The organism is Pseudomonas sp. CGJS7 (assembly GCF_036961695.1).
Genome location: NZ_JBAMDI010000004.1, coordinates 124,459 through 145,484, shown reverse-complemented (window position 1 = coordinate 145,484; position 21,026 = coordinate 124,459). Strand labels below are relative to the sequence as shown.

The window sequence follows — 21,026 nt, the reverse complement described above, 5'->3', positions numbered from 1 at the left end:
TTTCACTGGCGCGCGACAGGCATAAGGTATACGCCGTTCAAATTCCCTGGAGCTGTCATGTCCAACCAATTCCCGTCCGTTCGTCCCCGCCGCCTGCGGCAGAACGACTCCCTGCGCACGATCTTCCAGGAAACCGAGTTCCGCCTTGAAGACCTGATCCTGCCGATCTTCGTCGAAGAGGGCATCGATGATTTCGTGCCGATCACCAGCATGCCTGGTGTCAACCGTATCCCCGAGAAGCTGTTGGCCCAGGAAATCGAGCGCTATGCCCGCGCCGGTATCAAGTCGGTGATGACCTTTGGCGTATCGCACCACCTGGATGCCGATGGCAGCGACACCTGGAACGAAAACGGCCTGGTTGCGCGCATGTCGCGTATCTGCAAGGACACCGTGCCGGAAATGGTGGTGATGTCCGACACCTGCTTCTGCGAATACACCAGCCACGGCCACTGCGGCGTGCTGCATGACCATGGCGTGGACAACGACGCCACCCTGGCCAACCTGGGCAGGCAGGCAGTCATCGCCGCTGCTGCCGGTGCCGACTTCATTGCCCCCTCGGCGGCGATGGACGGCCAGGTGCAGGCTATCCGCAGTGCCCTGGACGGTGCTGGCTTCCACGACACCGCGATCATGGCCTACTCGACCAAGTTCGCCTCGTCGTTGTATGGCCCCTTCCGTGAGGCCGGCGGCACCGCACTGAAGGGCGACCGCAAAAGCTACCAGATGAACCCGATGAACCGCCGCGAAGCGGTGCGCGAGTCGCTGCTCGACGAGCAGGAAGGGGCGGACGTGCTGATGGTCAAGCCGGCCGGTGCCTATCTTGATGTGATCGCCGACATCCGCGCCGCTTCGCGCCTGCCACTGGCGGCGTACCAGGTGAGTGGCGAGTATGCGATGATCAAGTTCGGTGGGCTGGCCGGTGCCATCGACGAAGGCCGGGTGGTGCGCGAAAGCATTGGCGCAATCAAGCGTGCCGGTGCCGACCTGATCCTGACCTACTTCGCCATGGACCTGGCGCGCGAAGGTATCTGAAGCCAGGCCTTGGTCATGAAAGCCGCTGCCATTGCAGCGGCTTTTCTTTGGGCGCCGTTGAATAGTGCCGCAAACGCACAAAAAAACAGTAAGCGCTGAATTATTTAGTGTCCTGTTGTATCTGATCCCTTAGAGCATTCATCGACAGGGATACGGGTATGAAACCTCGCAAGAAAAGCGTCCAGCCAATCGGCCTGAAGGACATTACCATCGTCGACGACGCCAAGATGAAGAAGGCGATCACAGCCGCCGCGCTGGGCAACGCCATGGAGTGGTTCGACTTTGGGGTATATGGCTTCGTCGCTTATGCCTTGGGCAAGGTGTTTTTCCCCAACGCCGACCCCAGCGTGCAAATGATCGCGGCCTTGGCCACCTTCTCGGTGCCGTTCCTGATCCGGCCTCTTGGCGGGTTGTTCTTCGGCGCCTTGGGCGACAGGTTCGGGCGGCAGAAAATCCTCGCCGCGACCATCGTGATCATGTCCCTGAGCACCTTCGCCATCGGCCTGATACCGTCCTATGCAAGCATTGGTATCTGGGCGCCGATCCTGTTGCTGCTGGCCAAGATGGCCCAGGGCTTTTCGGTGGGTGGCGAATACACCGGTGCCTCGATCTTCGTTGCCGAGTACGCGCCTGACCGCAAGCGCGGCTTTCTCGGCAGCTGGCTGGATTTCGGTTCGATTGCCGGCTTTGTCCTGGGCGCAGGGGTGGTGGTGCTCATTTCCACGGTGCTGGGTGAAGAAAAGTTCCTCGAATGGGGCTGGCGCCTGCCGTTCTTCCTGGCCCTGCCGCTGGGCATCATCGGCCTTTACCTGCGCAATGCGCTGGAAGAAACACCTGCGTTCCAGCAGCACGTCGACAAGCTGGAGCAGGGCGATCGTGAAGGCCTGGCGTCCGGGCCCAAGGTGTCGTTCAAGGAGGTGGCCACCCAGCACTGGCGCAGCCTGGTGACCTGCATCGGCGTGGTGATTGCCACCAACGTCACCTACTACATGCTGCTTACCTACATGCCCAGCTACCTGTCGCACAACCTGCACTATAGCGAAGACCATGGCGTGCTGATCATCATCGCGATCATGGTCGGCATGCTGTTCGTGCAGCCGATCATCGGCCTGCTCAGCGACAAGTTTGGCCGACGGCCGTTCATCATCGTCGGCAGTGTCGGCCTGCTGGCCTTGGCCATTCCGGCATTCATGCTGATCAACAGTGGGGTGCTTGGGCTTATTTTCGCCGGCCTGCTGATCATTGCCGTGCTGCTGAACTTCTTCATCGGCGTGATGGCCTCGACGCTGCCGGCCATGTTCCCCACGCACATCCGTTACAGCGCCCTGGCCAGCGCCTTCAACATCTCGGTGCTGATCGCCGGCCTTACCCCAACCCTCGCTGCGTGGCTGGTGGAGACCACAAACGACCTGTACATGCCTGCCTATTACTTGATGGTGATCGCTGCTGTCGGCCTGGTCACCGGCCTGACCATGAAGGAAACCGCCAACAAGCCCCTGCGCGGCGCCGCACCCGCGGCGTCAGACATCGAAGAGGCGCGTGAACTGCTGCAGGAGCACCACGACAACATCGAGCAGAAGATCGAGGACATCGATGCGCAGATCGCCGAGTTGGAAGCCAAGCGCGAAAAACTGGCACAGCAGCACCCGCGTATCGAATGATCAGCGCGGCATGTAGCCACGCTGCCAGGAACGCGGTATGAACCGCGATACCAATGCCAGCACGCAGGCCAGCGCACAACTGCCGGCCAGCGCCTGCAGGCCCAGGTGTTGTTGCAACCAGGCGCCGAGCGCGGCGCCCAGCAACATCCCGGCCCAAGGTATCAACTGGACCCGCCAGCCATTGCGCCGCTCGCCCAGCAGCCAACGCCCCAGGCCGCGGCCGAAACGCGACAGGGCGCCCGTCACGTAAGTCAGGCCAATGGGCAGGCCATTCACCTGTTCCACGACCGCATTGATCATGCCCATGGCCAGCGTGGCCGCCAACAGCGCAGGGAAGGTGGCCGGCAACGGCCACGCTGCCGCGAAAGCCAGCAGTGCGGCAACCACCAACAGCACCGGCCAGGCTCGACGGCGCAATCCGCGAGCCAGGAGCACACCCAGCGCATTGCCCGCAACGAAGCCCAGTACGGCGCCACTGAGGCGTAGCACAAGGGCCAGGTCAGCTTCACTGATGGCCACCGCCAGGCGTGTGGTGTTGCCACTCATGAACGACACGAAATCGCCCAGTGCCAGCAAGCCGATGGCATCGGTCATGCCGGCCAGCACCGACAGGGCGGCGACCAGGCCGAGGCCGACGCGACCACGCATTACCTGCAGGCGCAAACGCCTGGCTGAGCGCGCGGGGAGGGCGTTAGGGAGCATGTGCAGGCCTCAGGGCAGCAGTTTTTCGCGGGCCAGGGTACCTTTGATGGTGCGCTCTACCACATCGACCAGCACCATGGTCTGATGGTCGACCTCGATGTTGAGCAGTTCACCTGTGTGGTAGCTGGCGAAGGTAGTCTGACGCAGGGTTTCCGGGATCAGGTTGATGGTGATCACGTTATCCTCCACGTCAGCGACCGTCAGGCTGCAGCCATTGACCCCGATGAAACCGCGCGGGAACACGTACTTGCCCCATCGCGGCGGCATGCGGAACTTGATGAAGGCGCCGGTTTCCTTGATCGACAGCTCGACGATCTCGGCGGTGGTGGCGATGTGGCCGGCCATCAGGTGGCCGCCGACTTCGGCGTTCATCTTCGCTGAGCGTTCGATGTTCACGCTCCGGCCAGGCTTGAAGCTGCTCAGATTGGTGCGTTCGAGGGTAGCGGTCATGGCGTCGAACCTGACCTGGCTGCCGTCGATTTCGGTCACGGACAGGCAGGTACCTTCGACACTGACGCTGGCACCGATTTTCAGTTCGTCGAGCAGTTCCGGGGTGAGGTCGATGGTGAATTGGTTGTGGCCCGGGTAGGTGGTCACATCAAGCAGAGGGCGGACGGCCTGGACGATGCCGGTGTACATGGAGTTGCTCCTGGGCACGGAAAAGAAAACTTCCGAACGCTATGCCCGTAGCGCCGTAAATGCAAGACCGGCTTCTTGGCTGGCAAGCCGGCTTGCGAGTCTGGCGCCTGCGCGGGGCAGGCGGCGTGCTTGCGGGCGAAACCGGTTTGCCGACGGCAGGGCCACGCCAGATTCAAACATGCCCGCTGCTGTTGACGATCCGCAGGCACAGCGCCTCGTAGGGGTCCAGGTTCACCATCAGGCGCCCGTCCTCGGTCAAATCGCCTTCGACCGTCTCGTTGATCATGTCGACCACCGGCCCAGGTGTGAAGCCGGTCAACAGCAGTTCCTCGGCAATTGCCTCCTGGCCGAAGTTCAGCGCAGTGATCTGGATACCACGCCCGGCTGGCAACTCATGCACCATCACCAGCAGCCCTGGGCTGCGTACCTCAGGTACCAGCACCTGACGGCTGGTGGCGATGCCGTAGGCCTGGCGCACAGCCAGCAGTTTCTTCACCTGGCAGGCAAATGAATCACCCTCGTCCAGCTGGCTGTCGAGGCTGCCGTAAAGCGACCGGGCACGCGGCATGCCACGCACCGAAGCCACCGCCTGTGGGTCAAGCCCGGCCAGGTCATAGCCGCCTCGGTGAATCCAGCGGGTATCGCCGTCGAGCATGCGTTCGGCCACCGCTTCGGCGGGCAAGGGCAGGGCACCGACCAGGTCCCAGCCGGACAAGGCGACTACCCCCGGCTGCATGGCGTTGTACATGACCAGCAGCAGGTGCACCTTCTTGATCAATTCGATATCCGTTGCGCCAATCTGTTCGAGGTCGCGAATACCCAGTGCAGCGGCGATCAGGCTGGCGGTGGTGCAGGCAATGCCGTTGGTCACGAAGCGCAGGTTGTACGGCGCATGTTCTCCCGACAGCCGTTCGTAGATCTCTTCACGGATATGTTCGCGCAGGATGCTGCCAGGCAGGGTCTGGCCCTTGTACAGGTACATGTCGTGCGCGTGCAGTGTCCAGAAGTGCACCAGCTCCACGGTCAGCTCGTCATGGTTTTGCAGGGCATGGATCAGCGAGGCCGGGTCGATGCCGAAGGCGTGCATCTCCTTGAGCATCAGGCGCAGGAACTCGGTGTCGCCCGTCAGCAGCGCATGCTGGTAGGCCGGCCGGGTAATGAAATCGTAGGACAGGTCGGCACCGCCTCTGGACATCTGCGCAATGTCATCGAGGGTCAGGTTCAGCTCCTGGAAGCTGAAACCGCCGGCCTTGCGGATCATGCCACCGATCAGCTGGTTGCCGACGAGCGACAGCGGGTGGCTTTCCGACCAGGCGGTGCCGCTGGCGCGGGTTTCCACGCCGAGAAAGCCGTTGGCGTCCAGGCGCAGGCCGCGTGCACCCAGGCAGTCCAGCGCGTGCAACGCGTCACCAATGATCATTTGTTGGGCGGCGAAGGTAGGGTCCAGCCAGTTCAGCGAGGGCTGGCCTTCCTTGAAGTAATGCAGGTACACCCAGCGGCGGGTCTTGCCGTCGACGCCTGTGATCGGCGGCGTGGCGCTCCAGTCGGTTTCCTTCACGCCCGGCTCGAAGAAGATTACCCGCTGCAGTTGGCCAACGATGTAATGGCGCGCCTTCAGCTCGTCACACTGAGCTGGCAGTAAATTGACCGCATCGCGCCCGGCGGGCACCTCGGGCAGCAGCGTCCAGTCTTCTTCGCGGATCTCGACCATGTGGTACAGCCCCGGGTAGGGGCCATGGGCGATCTCGGCCAGGCGGAAGTCGGCGCCCTTGCCGGTGTGCGAGGGGATCAGGTCGTCGATGGTCACGGCATTGTGCGCAGCGGCCATGCGGCTCATCTGGATCAGTTCCTGCTCGCTGCCGTACAGCGGGTCGATGTCGAAGCTGATGCGGTCGAAGTTGCCGTCCACACTGGGGGTGAGTTCGCGGCCGCGGATGCCACCGGACAGTTTGATCGGGCCCGTGTGCAGGCCCTGTACGCCGATCTCCGACAGGCGCTTCCACAACGCTTCGTGGGCCAGGGCACCGAGTACCGAGCAGCCCTCGGGCGCGATGATGGCGTCGGGGTAGACGGTCAGCCACACCGAGGCGATTTCGGTGGCGCGGCGGGGCTGGGCCTCGGCGTACGGTTGTTGCCACAGGCGCGACTGGCCTGAGTACAGGCTGGCGCGCGCCTGGGAGGCCTTGAGCATGGCGCGGTCTTCGAGCCATTTGACGTACGACGGGTCGGGCTGGGTCATTTCGCGTCCTCTTTGCGTGTCGGCACCGGCTCAGGTTATGACGGCGCTGCGGCCTGAACGTTCGGCCCGAGATGGGTGTTGGTTTCTTCGCGGGCTTGCCCGCTCCCACAGGCTGTCATACCGCTGAAGATTTGCGCTGCACCTTTGGGAGCGGGCGCGCCCGCGAAGAGGCCGGGCCTGCAAAGGCAGGATCAGCGCCGGGCCGACAACTGCTGCGGTGCCAGAAACGCATCATGGAAGTAATTGCGCACCGCCTGCATCGCCGGGCTGAATGCCCGTTCCCGGTGCCAGGCCAACCCCACGCTCATCGGTGTGACCGGGTCGCTGATGGTCACCGTCTCGATGCGCTTGCCCTCCAGCGACCACGGCCGGTGCACCAGGTCCGACAGGATCGCCACACCGCTGCCATTGGCGACCATGCTGCGCACGGCCTCCACCGAACTGGTCCGCACCCTTACGCTTGGTCGTTGCCCGGCCTGCTCCCAGTAGCGCATGGCACTTTGCTCGGCCTCATCCACGGTCAACAGGATGAACGGCTCACAGGCCACCTCGGCCAGGCTCACGGCCGAGCGCTCGCACAGCGGGTGATGCCCGGGCAGCCACAGCCGGCGCTCGGAGTTGAACAGGGTTTCCGAGACGATGTCGGGGTGGGTGAGGTTGGCGGTGAGCACCACCGCCATGTCAAAACGCCCCTCCAGCAGGCCTTGCTCGATGGCGCTGCGCTCCTGCTCGTACAGCTCCAGGGTCACGCCTGGATGCCAGTGCTCCAGGCGCTGCAAGTGGTGTGGCAGGAAGTAGCCGATCACCGTGTAACTCGCCGCCAGGCGCAACAGGCCACTGGCACGCACGTCCGGTAGCGGGCTGTTCAACGCATCGTCGACACTGCGCAGGATGACGTAGGCACGGTTCAAGAAGTGGCGGCCGGCTTCGGTCAGGCTCATGCCTTGGGCCGAGCGCTGGAACAACAGCACGCCGAGCATCGCTTCCAGCTCCTTGATGGCTGTGGTCACTGCCGACTGGGAGATGTTCAGGTGGATCGCCGCTTGGGAGATCTGGCCGATTTCAGCGGTGGCAACGAAGTAGCGGACCTGGCGCAGGGTGAGTGACACGGTAGGCTCCCGGGGTATCTGTTTTTCAGAAGGTACCCCATCTGTTTATAGATCTTCCCAAGGGGGTGCAGAGAATCTAACGTGGCTTGCATGCAGTCACAAGTGCCAGGAGACGCGGTCATGCAAGCAGTGGATTTCAACTCGGACATGGGGGAGGGCTTTGGCCCGTGGACCATTGGCGATGGCGTCGATCACGAACTGATGGGCTACATCAGCAGCGCCAACATCGCCACCGGTTTCCACGCCGGCGACCCCGGCACCATGCGCCGCACCGTCGAGCGCGCCAAGGCACTGGGCGTTGCTGTGGGGGCACACCCGGGGTTCCGTGACCTGGTCGGCTTTGGCCGCCGGCATATCAATGCCTCGGCGCAGGAACTGGTGGACGACATGCTCTATCAATTGGGCGCGTTGCGTGAAATCGCCCGTGCCCAGGGCGTGCGTCTGCAGCACATCAAACCGCACGGGGCGTTGTACATGCACCTGGCGCGTGACGAAGAAGCCGCGCGCTTGCTGGTGGAAAACCTGCGGGTGATCGAGCCGGAACTGCTGCTGTTCTGCATGCCAGGTTCGGTGATCTGTCGCATTGCCCAGGAACTGGGGCAGCCGGTGATTCGCGAGTTCTATGCCGACCGCGAGTACGACCTGAGCGGGTCGATCGTGTTTACCCGCAATGTGCGTGGCTACGAGCCCCAGGCCGTTGCCGAGCGGGTGCTGCGTGCTTGCCGGCAAGGCGTGGTGCGCACGGTCGAAGGCCAGGACCTGGCGATCGAATTCGATTCCATTTGCCTGCACAGTGACACCCCGGGCGCGCTGGACCTGGTCGAGGCCACGCGCAGGGCACTGGATGCGGCCGGCATCGTGGTGCGGGCACCGCGCTGAACCCGTCAGGCATCCGGCAAACCGACACGCCGGAGCCCGTGCATCTTGTTTTCGCCTGCCTTTCTATAAAGATTTCAAGAAAAGGAACTGTCATGGCCGAACCGCTTGCTACAACCCCGATCCGTTACAGCTTCGGCGCCGACGAGCACCTGTTTGCCGAAGTCAGCGAAAGCATGTCGCTGGAGGCCTTTTTCAAGGGTATGGCCGTCACCCGTGCGGTGGAGCGCATGGCCCTGGATGGCGTACTTGATGTGTGCCTGGCCAATGCGTCGTTCCAGGTCCGCTTCGACCCGGACCGTATCGCCCCCGAGGCACTGCTCGAAGCCGTGCGCGGCGCCGAGGCGCAGGCGGTGGCCGAGCGTTCGTTGCAGACGCGGATCATCGAGATCCCGGTGCTGTACAACGACCCCTGGACCCATGAAACCCTGATGCGCTTTCGGGATCGCCACCAGGACCCGACCAGCACTGACCTGGAGTACGCCGCGCGCATCAACGGCCTGGCCGATGTCGAGGCCTTCATCGCCGCCCACAGTGGCGCGCCATGGTTCGTGTCGATGGTGGGCTTTGTCGCCGGCCTGCCGTTCATGTTCCAGATGGTCGAGCGCGAGCGGCAGCTGCAGGTGCCCAAGTACCTGCGACCCCGTACCGACACGCCCAAGCTCACCCTGGGCCATGGCGGCTGCTTTGGTTGCATCTACTCGGTGCGCGGGGCGGGGGGCTACCAGATGTTCGGCGTCACCCCGGCACCGATCTACGACCCGCAGCAGACCTTGAATTACCTGAAAGAGCACATGGTGTTCTTCCGCCCGGGTGACATCGTGCAGTTCAAGCCTATCGACCGCCGCACCTACGACCAGGCGGTGGCGGAAGTGGAGGATGGCTGCTTCGACCTGCGCATTCGCCCGGTGGCGTTTTCCCTGGACGCCTTCCTCGCCGACCCGGTCGGCTACCCCAAATCGTTGCAGGAGGTGCTGGCATGATCAAGGTACTCAAACCGGGGCTGGCCACTTCTGTACAGGACCTGGGCCGCGAAGGTTACTACCACCTGGGTATCCCACCGTCCGGCGCACTCGACCAGTACGCCTTGAGCGCAGCCAATCACCTGGTGGGCAACCCGGCCGGCGCTGCGGGCCTGGAGTGTGCGCTGGTGGGGCCGGAGCTGGAGTTCCAGCAGGACGCACTGGTCGCTGTGTGCGGTGCGCAGATGCCAGCGTTGCTCGATGGCCGCGAGCAGCGCCCGGACACTGCGTTTGCCGTGCGGGCCGGGCAAGTGTTGCGTTTCGGCTTTCCAACAGCGGGCGCCCGGGCCTACCTGGCAGTGGCCGGAGGCATCGATGTGCCCGAGGTACTGGGTAGCCGGTCCACCTACGCGCTGGGCGCGTTGGGTGGCTTTCATGGGCGCAAACTGATGGCGGGCGACCTGCTGCCGGTCGGCGTGCCCAGCGGCAAGACCCGTGCCGGTGCAAGTTTGCCCATGGCCCTGCGTCAGGCCCTGGGGGGCGAGGTGGTGTTGCGGGTGGTGCCTGGGCTGTACTTCCACCGCCTGACCGAAGCTGCAGCGCAACGTTTCTTCACCGACGCCTGGACCGTTGGCTCCGAAGCGGACCGTATCGGTTATCGCTACAAAGGCGGCAGCGCCTTGAGTTTCCAACCGCGCGAGCAGCCGTTCGGTGCGGGGTCGGACCCGTCCAATATCGTCGACAGCTGCTACCCGATCGGATCGATCCAGGTGCCGGCAGGGTTGGAACCGATCATCCTGCATCGCGATGCAGTGTCGGGGGGCGGCTACGCCATGATCGGCACGGTGATCAGTGCCGACCTCGACCTGATCGGGCAGATGCAGCCCAACCAGCAGGCGCGGTTCCTGCCGGTGAGCCTGGAGCAGGCACTGGAGGCGCGGCGTTCGTACAAGAAGAAGCTGGCCTGCCTGGCCAGGCTCTTCAGTTGAGCATGATGTTTTCGCTGTAGCTGCGGCCTTGTGTCTCGACGGGGCCGCAACAGGCTCCGCGGCTACACCGAGCGCGCAGGCTTACTGATGGTCTTGCCGGTTTGCGAGGCCACCTCAAGGGCTTGGCCGTCCCGCTGTTTGCCTTGGCGCGCCAGGCCTTCAAGCTGCGGTATCAGCATGCCTTCCGGCAAATGCCGCCAGAACCGCCCTGGCATGTGCAGGCGCAAGGCATCCGGGTTGAGGCGGGCCGGGTTGAAGGTATGGCGGTAGTAGGTGCGCCAGAGTTCGGCGCCGGGGTCTTCGGCGTTGCGGGCCCACTGGCGCCAGGGCTCGGGGCACTGTCGCTGGTAGTCGAACGACTGGCCGTCGAAGCGAATGCCATCCTGTGGCGTGGCAATCAACCAGCGCAAACGCCCCAGGCGATCGGCAAAATGCGCGCTGGCACTGTGCAGAATGTCGTGTGCCGGCTCGTGATAGGCCACCAGATCCAGCTGCAAGTGCTCAGCCAGTTCCTCAGGCAACGGCACGAAGCGTACAAACGCGTGCAAGTGATGCGCCTCGCGGGTTACCTGCTTGATGCGCCGTTGCAGCTCACTGCCCAGCCGGTCACCGGCCAGCATTGCCGTGCGGTCGCCATGGGCGACGCGCCACAGCACTTCATACAGCAGGTTCCAGCGCTGCTCGCCACGGTAGCGAGAGGCCTGCTCCAACTGGCTCAGCAGTGCGGCCGGGACTTTGGCCCGGAAAGGGCCAGGCCCTTCAGGCGGCGCAGCCGGCACGGCCAGCAGGTCAGCCATCGGGCCTTGCGACCAGGTGACTTCCGACGGGTCGATGCCATGGCTCAACAACCCCCGGGCCTGCTCGCGCCAGGTGCTGAACAGGTCGTCGCAGTCGAGTGCGATCACCCCCATAACCCCATCTGCACGGGCGCTGGCGGCTCACTCAAGCGCGCTCGCAGCAAGCCGCTGCGCAGCTCGGCCTGGGCGGGGCGGTAGTCGCTGGTGACGATGAACGGCCGTGCCTTGTCCAGCACGCAGCGCAGCTGGATCAGGTCGTCATAACGGATGCGCCGCTCCCGCCGCAGGGCGACCAGGCGCTGTACGCTGCGCAGGCCGATGCCGGGGATACGCGCCAGTAGCGCAGGTTCCGCGCGGTTCACGTCCAGCGGGAAGACTTCGCGGTTGGCCAGCGCCCAGGCTAGCTTGGGGTCGATGTCCAGTGCCAGGTTACCGCTGTGGCCCAGCAGCTCGCCAGCCTTGTAGCCATAGCCACGCAGCAGGAAGTCGGCTTGATACAGGCGGTGTTCGCGCAGCAGCGGTGGTGCGGCGAGGGGCACGCTGCCGGGGCTGTCGGGGATCGGGCTGAAGGCAGAGTAGTACACGCGCTTGAGGCCGTAGCCCTGGTACAGCGACTCGGCATTGCGCAGCAAGGTACTGTCGTCGGTGCTGTCGGCGCCGACGATGACTTGGGTGCTCTGCCCGGCCGGGGTAAAGCGCGGCGCCCTGGGCTCGTTGGCCACGGCCTGCTGGCCCTGATGAATCACGCCCATGGCCTGGCGAATGGTGTGCCCTTGCTTTTCCGGCGCCAGGCGCTTGAGGCTGGCGTCGGTGGGCAGTTCGATGTTGACACTGAGGCGGTCGGCCAGGCGCCCGGCCTCTTCGATCAGCAGCGGGTCGGCATCGGGGATGGCCTTGAGGTGGATGTAGCCGCGGAAGCTGTTTTCTTCGCGCAACAGCCGGGCCACACGGATCAGCTGCTCCATGGTGTAGTCCGCCGAGCGGATGATGCCAGAGCTGAGGAACAGGCCGCTGATGCAATTGCGCCGGTAGAAGTCCAGGGTCAGGCGCACCACTTCCTCGGGGCTGAAGCGTGCGCGCGGCACGTTGCTGGAGCGGCGGTTGACGCAGTACTGGCAGTCGTACAGGCAGAAGTTGGTCAGCAGTACCTTGAGCAGTGATACGCAGCGGCCGTCGGGGGTGTAGCTGTGACAGATACCCATGCCGTTGGTGGCACCCAGGCCGTCAGCGCCCCGCGAGTTACGCTTGGGCGCGCCGCTGCTGGCGCAGGACGCGTCGTACTTGGCGGCGTCGGCCAGGATGCCGAGTTTGGCGATGAGTTGCATGGCGCTGTCTCGCAATACTGAGTATTCATACAGTATTTTGAGATTTGATGGATTGCAAGCAGTTTGCGCCAGCCATGCCCGACCCTAACCGTCAGCTAAGCTTTGGCTGAGTCTTGCAGGGCAACGAGGCATGGGAGAGGTTATGAAGATCACCATCAAGCCAACATTGGCGCTGGCCGGTCTGGCGTGGGCAATCGCTATGCTCAATGCCCAGGCTGCAGAAATCCGAAAGGTCGATGTGCTGCTGGTAGGCGGCGGCATCATGAGTTCCACCTTGGCTGTGTGGCTCAACGAACTGGAACCCGGCTGGTCGATGGAAATGGTCGAGCGCCTGGACAAGGTGGCCGAAGAAAGCTCCAACGGCTGGAACAATGCAGGTACCGGCCACTCAGCCCTGGCTGAGCTGAACTACACGCCGGAAAAAGACGGCAAGATCGACATCAGCAAAGCGGTGGAAATCAACGAATCCTTCCAGGTGACCCGGCAGTTTCTTGCCTGGCAAGTGAAACAGGGCGTGCTGAAAAACCCGCATTCGTTCATCAACACCACCCCGCACATGAGCTTTGTCTGGGGCGATGACAACATTCGTTTCCTTAAAAAACGCTACGAGGCCCTGCAAGCCAGCCCGTTGTTCAAGCCCATGCAGTACTCCGAAGACCACGAGCAGATCCGCAAATGGGTCCCGCTGATGATGGAAGGCCGCGATCCCAACCAGAAGCTGGCCGTGACCTGGACGCCGATCGGCACCGACGTCAACTTTGGCGAGATCACCCGGCAATATGTGGGTTACCTGCAGACGCGGCCGAACTTCGATCTCAAGCTGTCGAGCGAAGTGCAGGACATTACCCGTAACGACGACGGTTCTTGGCACGTCGAGTACAAGAATCTGAAGAATGGCAGCAAGGCAGCCACCGATGCCCGGTTCCTGTTCATCGGCGCTGGCGGGGCGGCACTGCCGCTGCTGCAGAAGTCGGGTATCGACGAGGCCAAGGACTATGGCGGCTTCCCGGTCGGTGGCTCGTTCCTGGTCACTGACAACCCGGCTATCGCCCAGCGCCACATGGCCAAGGCCTATGGCATTGCCGCAACCGGTGCGCCGCCCATGTCGGTGCCGCACCTGGACACCCGGGTACTTGATGGCAAGCGCCTGATCCTGTTTGGGCCGTTCGCCACCTTCTCGACCAAATTCCTCAAGCAGGGCTCATTGCTTGACCTGCTCGCCAGTACAAGCGTGCACAATGCCTGGCCGATGGTGCGGGTAGGGGTACGCGAGTTCGACCTGGTGCAGTACCTGATCGGGCAGGTGCTGCAATCGGACGATGACCGCTTCGAAGCGCTGCGCACCTACTTCCCCGAGGCGAAGAAAGAAGACTGGCGGCTGTGGCAGGCGGGCCAGCGGGTGCAAATCATCAAGAAAGACGAAGCGTTGGGCGGCGTGCTCAAGCTCGGTACCGAGGTGGTGACGTCCAGGGACGGCAGTATCGCCGGCTTGCTGGGGGCTTCTCCCGGTGCGTCGACCGCTGCGCCTATCATGCTCGATGTGTTGAACAAGGTGTTCAAGAACAAGGTGGCGTCGCCCGAGTGGCAGGTCAAGATCAAACAGATCATCCCGTCCTATGGCATCCGCCTGAACGACCACCCGGATCAGCTAGAGAAGGAGTGGGCATACACCAACGAGGTGCTGCAGCTTGAGCCGCCTGTCAGTCCGCAGCGCCCTGAGTCGATAAGGCCGGCTGACAGCCAGGGAGTGGCCAGCCGGTAATCATTGCAGTCAAGCTGGCGCAATCTTGCCACGTCCGATGCCGTAGTAAGTCAGCCCTGCCGAGGCCATGTGCTCGGGTTCGTACAGGTTGCGGCCATCGAACACCACCCGGTCGGCCAGCTGCTGCGGCACCTCGTCCAGGTTGAGCACACGGTAGTCCTGCCATTCGGTGACGATCACCAGGGCATCGGCGCCCCGCAACGCATCGTCCTTGCAGGGCACCAGTTGCAGGTCGGCACGCGGGCCGTAGTGGCGCCGGATTTCTTCCATGGCCTGAGGGTCGTGAGCCTGCACCCGCGCGCCCGCGGCCCACAATGCTTCCAGCAGGACCCGGCTGGAGGCTTCGCGGATATCATTGGTATTGGGCTTGAACGACAAGCCCCACAGGGCAAACACCTTGCCCCGCAGGCCGCCGGGGTAATGGCGCTGGATCTTGCTGAACAGCCGGCCCTTCTGCTGCTCGTTGACCGACTCTACTGCGCGCAGCAACTGTGTCTCGAAGCCTTCCGCCTCGGCACTGTGGCGCAGGGCTTGCAGGTCTTTGGGGAAGCACGAGCCGCCAAAACCGCAGCCGGCGTAGATGAAGTCGTAACCGATGCGCGGGTCCGAGCCGATGCCACGGCGCACCATTTCGATGTCGGCCCCCAGGTGCTCGGCCAGGTTGGCGATCTCGTTGATGAAGGAAATCTTGGTGGCCAGCATGCAATTGGCTGCGTACTTGGTCAGCTCGGCACTGCGCGCGTCCATGACCATGAACTTTTCGCGGTTGCGGTTGAACGGCAGGTAAAGCTCGCGTAGCAACTCCACTTCGGCCGCTTCTGCGCCGCCGATGATGATGCGCTGGGGGCGCATGCAGTCATCCACCGCAGACCCCTCCTTGAGAAACTCCGGGTTGCTGATCACCTGGAAGCGGCTGGTATCGGCCACGGCCTGGGCGATGCGTGCCTTGATGCGGTGTACCGTACCCACCGGCACGGTGGACTTGTTGACGATTACTTTGGGCCCGTCAGCGTGTTCGAGGATGCTGTCGACCACGGCGAAAACGTGCTTCAGGTCGGCGCTGCCGTCGGCTTGCGGTGGGGTACCGACGGCAATGAACTGCAACCGGGCATAGTTGGCAGCGGCTGCGGCATCCGTGGTGAAGCGTAGCCGACCGCAGGCGAGGTTCTTCTCCAGCAGCGGCGCAAGGCCGGGCTCGAAGATCGGGCAATGGCCTTCACTCAGGCTGGCCACCCGATCGGCATCGACATCCATGCACAACACCGAATGGCCTACCTGGGCCAGGCACACCGCCTGGGTCAGGCCGACATAGCCGGTTCCGAAAACCGTGACCTTCATTTGACAGCTCCTTGATAGGAAAGCTGAAAAAAAATGTCACATCGTTGTTTAGGAATTGTGACCTGAGGGAAATGCTCGTGGACCATATGGCCGTTATTCCACGTCGCCCAGGCAGAGCATCTAAACTTACTGACAGCTCGCAGTTGCGTGTTGTACCGCGAACGAAAACCCTTGAACCGACCACCGCCTTCCCGGAGCGGACGTCCCTCGTTGGCGATGGCCTTCTTGCAGAGGAGGGCAGGTCATGGACGAGGCAAGGCTTCACGATTTCATGGGCAAGCTGGTGGGCGACATGGGCGCGGCGGCGACACTGGCCAATGTCATTCTCGGCGATGAACTGGGGCTGTACCGGGCCATGGCCGACAGCCAGGCGGCCACCCCTGAGCAACTGGCGGAAAAGACCGGCTGCCACCCGCGGCTGGTGCGCGAATGGTTGAATGCCCAGGCGGCATCGGGCTACATGGTCCATGACAAGGGTCGTTTTGTGCTGCCTGAAGAACAGGCCATGGCCCTGGCGCTGGAGGACTCCCCGGCCTACATGGCCGGCGGCGCGGCAGTGGTGGCGGCGCTGTTCCATGACAAGGACAAGCTGGTAGCTGCCATGCGCGGCGATGGCGGGTTGGCCTGGGGCGATCACCACCCGTGCATGTTCAGCGGTACCGAGCGGTTTTTCCGGCCGGGGTATCGCACCTTCCTGGTTGCGGATTGGCTGCCGGCACTGGAGGGTGTGGTGGCCAAGCTGCAGGCGGGCGCCAAGGTGGCGGACGTGGGCTGCGGTCATGGTGCCTCGACGCTGGTGATGGCGCAGGCGTTTCCGGCGTCGACCTTCGTGGGGTACGACTATCATCAGCCTTCGATCGTCACCGCCAACGCGCGTGCGCGGGAAGCGGGGTTGGAGGGGCGGGTGAGCTTCCAGCAGGCCAGCGCCAAGGAGTACCCGGGGCATGACCATGACCTGGTGTGCTTCTTCGATTGCCTGCACGACATGGGTGACCCGGTCGGGGCAGCCCGGCATGCCTACCGTGCTTTGAAGGCTGACGGCACGGTCATGCTGGTTGAGCCGTATGCCGAGGACTCGCTGGAGGGTAACCTGACACCGGTCGGGCGCTTGTTCTATGCGGCGTCGACGTTTATCTGCACGCCCAATTCGTTGTCGCAGGAAGTGGGGCTGGGGTTGGGCGCGCAGGCCGGGGAGGCGCGATTGCGGGCCGTCTTCGAGGAGGCGGGGTTCAGCCGCTTCCGGCGGGCGACGCAGACGCCGTTCAACCTGATTCTGGAGGCCCGCAAGTAGAGCGTGATCTTGCGCCGGCCTCTTCGCGGGCTTGCCCGCTCCCACAGGTTACGTGCTTGTTTCAGGGCTGTGGCGATCCTGGACCTGGAAAGCAGAAGGGGTGCTGCATGGCACCCCTTCTGTTTGTCGCTTAGGCTTCAGCGTCCCAAGGACGATCGCCTTTTTCATCTTTGACGCGGGTCGGCAGGCCCATCACGTCCAGCGCCTTGAGGAACGGCTCGGCTGGCAGCTCCTCGACGTTGACCATGCGCTTGGCATCCCACTCGCCACGAGCGACCAGCAGGGCAGCGGCCACTGGCGGTACACCGGCGGTGTAGGAAATGCCCTGGCTGTCGGTCTCGGCATAGGCTTCTTCGTGGTCGGCCACGTTGTAGATGAACACTTCGCGCGGCTGGCCATCCTTGGTGCCTTTGACCAGGTCGCCGATGCAGGTCTTGCCGGTGTAGCCAGGGGCCAGCGAGGCCGGGTCTGGCAGTACGGCCTTGACCACTTTCAGCGGTACCACTTCCAGGCCTTCGGCGGTTTTCACCGGTTGCTCGCTGAGCAGGCCCAGGTTTTTCAGAACAGTGAACACGTTGATGTAGTGCTCGCCGAAGCTCATCCAGAAGCGCACGTTCGGGACGTTGAGGTTCTTCGAAATCGAGTGAACTTCATCGTGGCCGGTCAGGTACAGGTTTTGCGAGCCTACCACTGGCAGGTCGTCGGTACGCTTGACCTCGAACATGGTGTTGCTGGTCCACTGGCTGTTCTGCCAGCTCCACACTTGTCCGGTGAACTCGCGGAAGTTGATTTCCGGGTCGAAGTTGGTGGCAAAGTACTTGCCATGCGAACCGGCATTGACGTCGAGAATATCGATCGAATCAATGCTGTCGAAATACTGCTGCTGCGCCAGCTTGGCGTAGCTGTTCACCACACCCGGGTCGAAACCGACGCCGAGAATGGCGGTAATGTTCTTTGCCTGGCACTCTTCGAGGTGTTTCCACTCGTAGTTGCCGTACCACGGTGGGGTCTCGCAGATCTTGCCCGGCTCTTCGTGGATGGCGGTGTCCAGATAGGCGACACCCGTATCGATGCAAGCACGCAGCACCGACATGTTGAGGAAGGCGGAACCCACATTGATCACGATCTGCGATTCGGTTTCGCGGATCAGCGCCTTGGTTGCCTCGACATCGAGGGCATTGAGCGAGAAGGCCTGGATGTCGGCGGGTACCTTGAGGCTACCCTTGGCCTTGACGCTGTCGATGATGGCCTGGCATTTGGAGATGTTCCGTGACGCGATGGCGATACGACCCAGTTCGTCGTTATGCTGCGCGCACTTGTGGGCCACCACCTTGGCGACACCTCCTGCACCAATGATAAGAACGTTCTTCTTCAATTTACCCTTTGCTCCTTACTTGAAAGCCGGTCTTACGACAGGCTGGAAACGTAGTCTTCGAAACCGAACTCGCGGACGACTTCGACGCTGCCGTCGAGCTGCTTGACCACGATGGAAGGCATCTTCAGCCCGTTGAACCAGTTTTTCTTGACCATGGTGTAGCCCGCCGTGTCGATGAACGACAGGCGATCGCCAATGGCCAGCGGACGGTCGAATTGGTACTCGCCGAAGATGTCACCGGCCAGGCATGACTTGCCGCAGACCATGTAGGTATGCTCGCCGTCATTGGGGGCCATCTTGGCGTTGAGGCGGTAGATCAGCAGGTCGAGCAGGTGCGCTTCGATCGAGCTGTCGACCACGGCCAGGTGCTTGCCGTTGTACAGGGTATCGAGCACGGTCACTTCCAGCGAGGCGCTGTTGGTGATGGCGGCTTCGCCCGGCTCCAGGTAAACCTGCACGCCGTATTTTTCCGAGAACGCCTTCAGGCGCGCGCAGAAGGCGTCTACTGCATAGTCTTCACCGGTGAAGTGAATGCCACCACCCAGGCTGACCCACTCGACCTTGTGCAGCAGGTGGCCGAATCGCTCTTCGATGTGCGTGAGCATCTTGTCGAACAGGCCGAAGTCACCGTTCTCGCAGTTGTTGTGGAACATGAAGCCGGAGATCTGTTCGATCACCTGTTCGATCTTCGCCGGGTCCCATTCGCCCAGGCGGCTGAACGGGCGGGCCGGGTCGGCCAGCAGGTAGTCGGAGCTGCTGACCTGCGGGTTGACGCGCAGACCACGCACCTTGCCTTCGGACTGTTCGGCAAAGCGTTGCAGCTGGCCGATCGAGTTGAAGATGATCTTGTCGCAGTTCTCAAGCATCTCCTCGACCTCGTCGTCGGCCCAGGCCACGCTATAGGCATGGGTTTCGCCGGCGAACTTCTGGCGGCCGAGCTTGAGCTCGAACAGGGAGGACGAGGTGGTTCCGTCCATGTACTGCTGCATCAGGTCGAACACCGACCAAGTGGCGAAGCACTTGAGGGCGAGCAGCGCCTTGGCACCGGAGTGTTCGCGCACGTAGGCGATCTTCTCCATGTTGCTGAGCAGCTTGGTTTTATCGATGAGGTAATACGGCGTCTTGATCATTTAAAGGCCCCCGGCCAGGCCGGCCAAAAAAAGGACACGCATTGTGCCTTCACTTGCCGCAGACCGAAAGGGCGGGATACGCATTTCGTCAGGGTTGACGCCATTGCGTGGGCTTTTCGGTTGCGGCGAGCCTAGTAGATCAGGTGGATGTGACTGTCGTAATCACCCCCGACAGATGGCAGCTTCAGTCTGCCTGCTGCAGCCAGGCCTTGATCTGCTCCAGTGTTGCGGTAGCGCCGCCACAGACCACCACCAGGACATTGCGCAAGGCGCCCAGTGCCTTGGCATCATAGGCCACTGCCAACGCCGCCCCGCACGCGGGCTCGACCAGCACACGGTGGTCCAGCAAGAACCGCTCACAGGCCTCCAGCGCTGCGCGATCGCTGACCAGATGGCTGTGCACCGGATGCTGCTGCACGCATATCAGCGCCTGATCAGCCACACGCTTGGCCCCCAGCGACGTCGCCACCGAGGCGATGCGCTCCAGCTCCACCGAATGCCCGGCCTGCATGGCCGCATGCAGCGACGCCGCGCCCTCGGTTTCTACTGCCAGCACCGGCACATCGCCCCAGCCATTGCGCTTGAGCCCCTCCACCACGCCACTGAGCAAGCCGCCACCGCCGACTGACAACACCACCGCGTCCGGCTTAAGGCCGGCTTCGGCCACTTCATCCACCAGGCTGGCATGCCCGGCCCACAGCAGTGGGTCGTCGAACGGGTGGATGAAGGCATCGTTCGGGCCTACCAGTGTCTGTGCCAGGGCGTTGGCCTCTTGCCAGGAACTGCCGTGCACCACCACCTTGGCGTCTTCCAGGTGCAGCAGCTGCTTGGCCCGTTCGGTGGTGGTTTCGGGTACCACCACGGTCACCGGCACCCCCAGCTTGCGTCCGGCGTAGGCGACTGCCAAACCGGCATTGCCACCTGACGAGGACACAAAGTGCCGGGCGCCACGCGCGTGGTGTACCTCGCAGGCGTGGCCTACACCGCGCAGTTTGAACGAACCGCAGGGTTGCAGGGCGTCGAGCTTGAGCCAGATATTACGACCGGCCGCCAACGACAGCGGGCGCGACTCGATCAGGGGGGTATGAATGTGCAAGGTCATTGGCTGGCTCCGCGTAGTTGCTCGAGGTAGTTGTAAATGGTGTAGCGCGTCACGCCGAGGGCGCTGGCAGCCTTCTCGACGCCGCCCTTGACGATGAACAGGCCGCGCTCCTGCATGACGCGCACGGCCTCGACCTTGGCCTGTTTGTTCATCCGCCCCTGGCCGCTGCGCTGCAGGGCGGCCTGGATGATCTCGCTCATCAGCAGCTCCATGTCGGCAGGTTCGTTGACCGCAGGTATGGCCCCCAGTGGCTGCAACTGCTGGAGAAAGTTCATGGCAGCATCCAGGCCGGTGACGTCGGTGTTGACGCACAGGCTGGCGAACGGGTGGCCGCTGCTGTCACGGAAGATAGCCGTGGCACTTCGTAGCGTGCGGCCTTTGAGCGTAGTGGGGTAATCGGGCAGCACCACCGGCTCACGGCCGTGCTGGTCGGCCGAGGCCTGCATCAGTGCCTTGAAGCCCTGGTCCTGCTCCGGTGCGGCGAGGATCGGGCTGCCTACGCTGCGGCCGGACAGATGACCGTTGACGATCGCCACCACCGAGTGTTCGGGGTGGTCAAGGTCGTGCAGGAGTATTTCCATGTTGCGCGCGGCAACGCTGCCCAGGGCCTGGATGGCGGCCTTGAGCACGGTGAGGGTGAGTTGGCGTTCTTCGCTGGGGGTGATAGGCATGGCAGATCGCAAAATCAACTGTTTGT

18 protein-coding genes are annotated in these 21,026 nt (G+C 63.1%); 7 read left to right on the top strand and 11 right to left on the bottom strand.

Features of this window, described 5'->3' with window-relative positions:
* Positions 1 to 57 precede the first annotated feature (57 nt).
* Positions 58 to 1,032, top strand: coding sequence for a porphobilinogen synthase (gene hemB / locus V7787_RS04730; RefSeq protein WP_336086040.1), 975 nt, complete (start codon positions 58 to 60; stop codon positions 1,030 to 1,032).
* A 158-nt stretch (positions 1,033 to 1,190) separates the two neighbouring features.
* Positions 1,191 to 2,693 (top strand): glycine betaine/L-proline transporter ProP, encoded by a 1,503-nt coding sequence (proP, locus tag V7787_RS04725; RefSeq protein ID WP_064490698.1) that lies wholly within the window; start codon positions 1,191 to 1,193, stop codon positions 2,691 to 2,693.
* Here proP and V7787_RS04720 read toward each other — a convergent pair whose 3' ends face one another.
* The 4 genes from V7787_RS04720 to V7787_RS04705 form a co-directional block, all read right to left on the bottom strand.
* Positions 2,694 to 3,395, bottom strand: a complete 702-nt coding sequence (locus V7787_RS04720; protein ID WP_064490697.1) for a YoaK family protein — start codon at positions 3,393 to 3,395, stop codon at positions 2,694 to 2,696.
* A 9-nt stretch (positions 3,396 to 3,404) separates the two neighbouring features.
* Positions 3,405 to 4,034 carry a riboflavin synthase gene (locus tag V7787_RS04715; protein ID WP_064490696.1) on the bottom strand — a complete coding sequence of 210 codons (630 nt, stop codon included), beginning with the start codon at positions 4,032 to 4,034 and terminating at the stop codon, positions 3,405 to 3,407.
* 172 nt (positions 4,035 to 4,206) lie between these two features.
* A complete protein-coding gene (gene treS / locus V7787_RS04710; RefSeq protein WP_012052528.1) occupies positions 4,207 to 6,273 on the bottom strand; it encodes a maltose alpha-D-glucosyltransferase in 2,067 nt (688 codons plus the stop codon).
* Positions 6,274 to 6,464: 191 nt separating this feature from the next.
* Positions 6,465 to 7,382 (bottom strand): LysR family transcriptional regulator, encoded by a 918-nt coding sequence (locus tag V7787_RS04705; RefSeq protein WP_010953821.1) that lies wholly within the window; start codon positions 7,380 to 7,382, stop codon positions 6,465 to 6,467.
* Between the two features lie 120 nt (positions 7,383 to 7,502).
* On the opposite strand from V7787_RS04705, the gene V7787_RS04700 reads away from it, so the two are divergent.
* The 3 genes from V7787_RS04700 to V7787_RS04690 all read left to right on the top strand — a co-directional run bounded on the left by V7787_RS04700 (position 7,503) and on the right by V7787_RS04690 (position 10,209).
* Positions 7,503 to 8,261, top strand: a complete 759-nt coding sequence (locus V7787_RS04700) for a 5-oxoprolinase subunit PxpA (protein ID WP_064490695.1) — start codon at positions 7,503 to 7,505, stop codon at positions 8,259 to 8,261.
* Between the two features lie 92 nt (positions 8,262 to 8,353).
* Positions 8,354 to 9,241: a 5-oxoprolinase subunit B family protein gene (locus V7787_RS04695; RefSeq protein ID WP_049586156.1), complete on the top strand. Its 888-nt coding sequence runs from the start codon at positions 8,354 to 8,356 to the stop codon at positions 9,239 to 9,241.
* A complete protein-coding gene (locus tag V7787_RS04690) occupies positions 9,238 to 10,209 on the top strand; it encodes a biotin-dependent carboxyltransferase family protein (RefSeq protein ID WP_014861077.1) in 972 nt (323 codons plus the stop codon). The genes V7787_RS04695 and V7787_RS04690 overlap by 4 nt, the downstream gene beginning before the upstream one ends.
* Positions 10,210 to 10,271: 62 nt before the next feature.
* Here V7787_RS04690 and V7787_RS04685 read toward each other — a convergent pair whose 3' ends face one another.
* A complete protein-coding gene (locus tag V7787_RS04685) occupies positions 10,272 to 11,120 on the bottom strand; it encodes a TIGR03915 family putative DNA repair protein (RefSeq protein ID WP_064490694.1) in 849 nt (282 codons plus the stop codon).
* On the bottom strand, positions 11,111 to 12,331 hold the full coding sequence (locus V7787_RS04680) for a putative DNA modification/repair radical SAM protein (RefSeq protein ID WP_064490693.1): 1,221 nt from the start codon (positions 12,329 to 12,331) through the stop codon (positions 11,111 to 11,113). The genes V7787_RS04685 and V7787_RS04680 overlap by 10 nt, the downstream gene beginning before the upstream one ends.
* Positions 12,332 to 12,473: 142 nt before the next feature.
* On the opposite strand from V7787_RS04680, the gene mqo reads away from it, so the two are divergent.
* The gene (gene mqo / locus V7787_RS04675; protein ID WP_198747066.1) at positions 12,474 to 14,093 is read left to right on the top strand and encodes a malate dehydrogenase (quinone); all 1,620 of its coding nucleotides are present in this window, start codon (positions 12,474 to 12,476) and stop codon (positions 14,091 to 14,093) included.
* A gap of 9 nt (positions 14,094 to 14,102) precedes the next feature.
* On the opposite strand, the gene V7787_RS04670 is transcribed toward mqo, so the two are convergent.
* Positions 14,103 to 15,431: a UDP-glucose dehydrogenase family protein gene (locus V7787_RS04670; protein ID WP_020191326.1), complete on the bottom strand. Its 1,329-nt coding sequence runs from the start codon at positions 15,429 to 15,431 to the stop codon at positions 14,103 to 14,105.
* 244 nt (positions 15,432 to 15,675) lie between these two features.
* Here V7787_RS04670 and V7787_RS04665 point away from each other — a divergent pair, with 244 nt between their 5' ends.
* On the top strand, positions 15,676 to 16,722 hold the full coding sequence (locus V7787_RS04665) for a class I SAM-dependent methyltransferase (RefSeq protein WP_198747065.1): 1,047 nt from the start codon (positions 15,676 to 15,678) through the stop codon (positions 16,720 to 16,722).
* Positions 16,723 to 16,852: 130 nt separating this feature from the next.
* Here the strand turns inward: V7787_RS04665 and V7787_RS04660 are convergent, their stop codons facing one another.
* From V7787_RS04660 to V7787_RS04645, 4 genes are all read right to left on the bottom strand, one after another.
* The gene (locus V7787_RS04660; RefSeq protein WP_003248123.1) at positions 16,853 to 18,097 is read right to left on the bottom strand and encodes a saccharopine dehydrogenase family protein; all 1,245 of its coding nucleotides are present in this window, start codon (positions 18,095 to 18,097) and stop codon (positions 16,853 to 16,855) included.
* 32 nt (positions 18,098 to 18,129) lie between these two features.
* Complete coding sequence (nspC, locus tag V7787_RS04655) at positions 18,130 to 19,227, bottom strand: carboxynorspermidine decarboxylase (protein ID WP_003248125.1); 1,098 nt, start codon at positions 19,225 to 19,227, stop codon at positions 18,130 to 18,132.
* A 184-nt stretch (positions 19,228 to 19,411) separates the two neighbouring features.
* Positions 19,412 to 20,329 (bottom strand): pyridoxal-phosphate dependent enzyme, encoded by a 918-nt coding sequence (locus V7787_RS04650; RefSeq protein ID WP_198747064.1) that lies wholly within the window; start codon positions 20,327 to 20,329, stop codon positions 19,412 to 19,414.
* Positions 20,326 to 21,000 carry a helix-turn-helix transcriptional regulator gene (locus V7787_RS04645; RefSeq protein ID WP_104887529.1) on the bottom strand — a complete coding sequence of 225 codons (675 nt, stop codon included), beginning with the start codon at positions 20,998 to 21,000 and terminating at the stop codon, positions 20,326 to 20,328. The genes V7787_RS04650 and V7787_RS04645 overlap by 4 nt, the downstream gene beginning before the upstream one ends.
* Positions 21,001 to 21,026 lie beyond the last annotated feature (26 nt).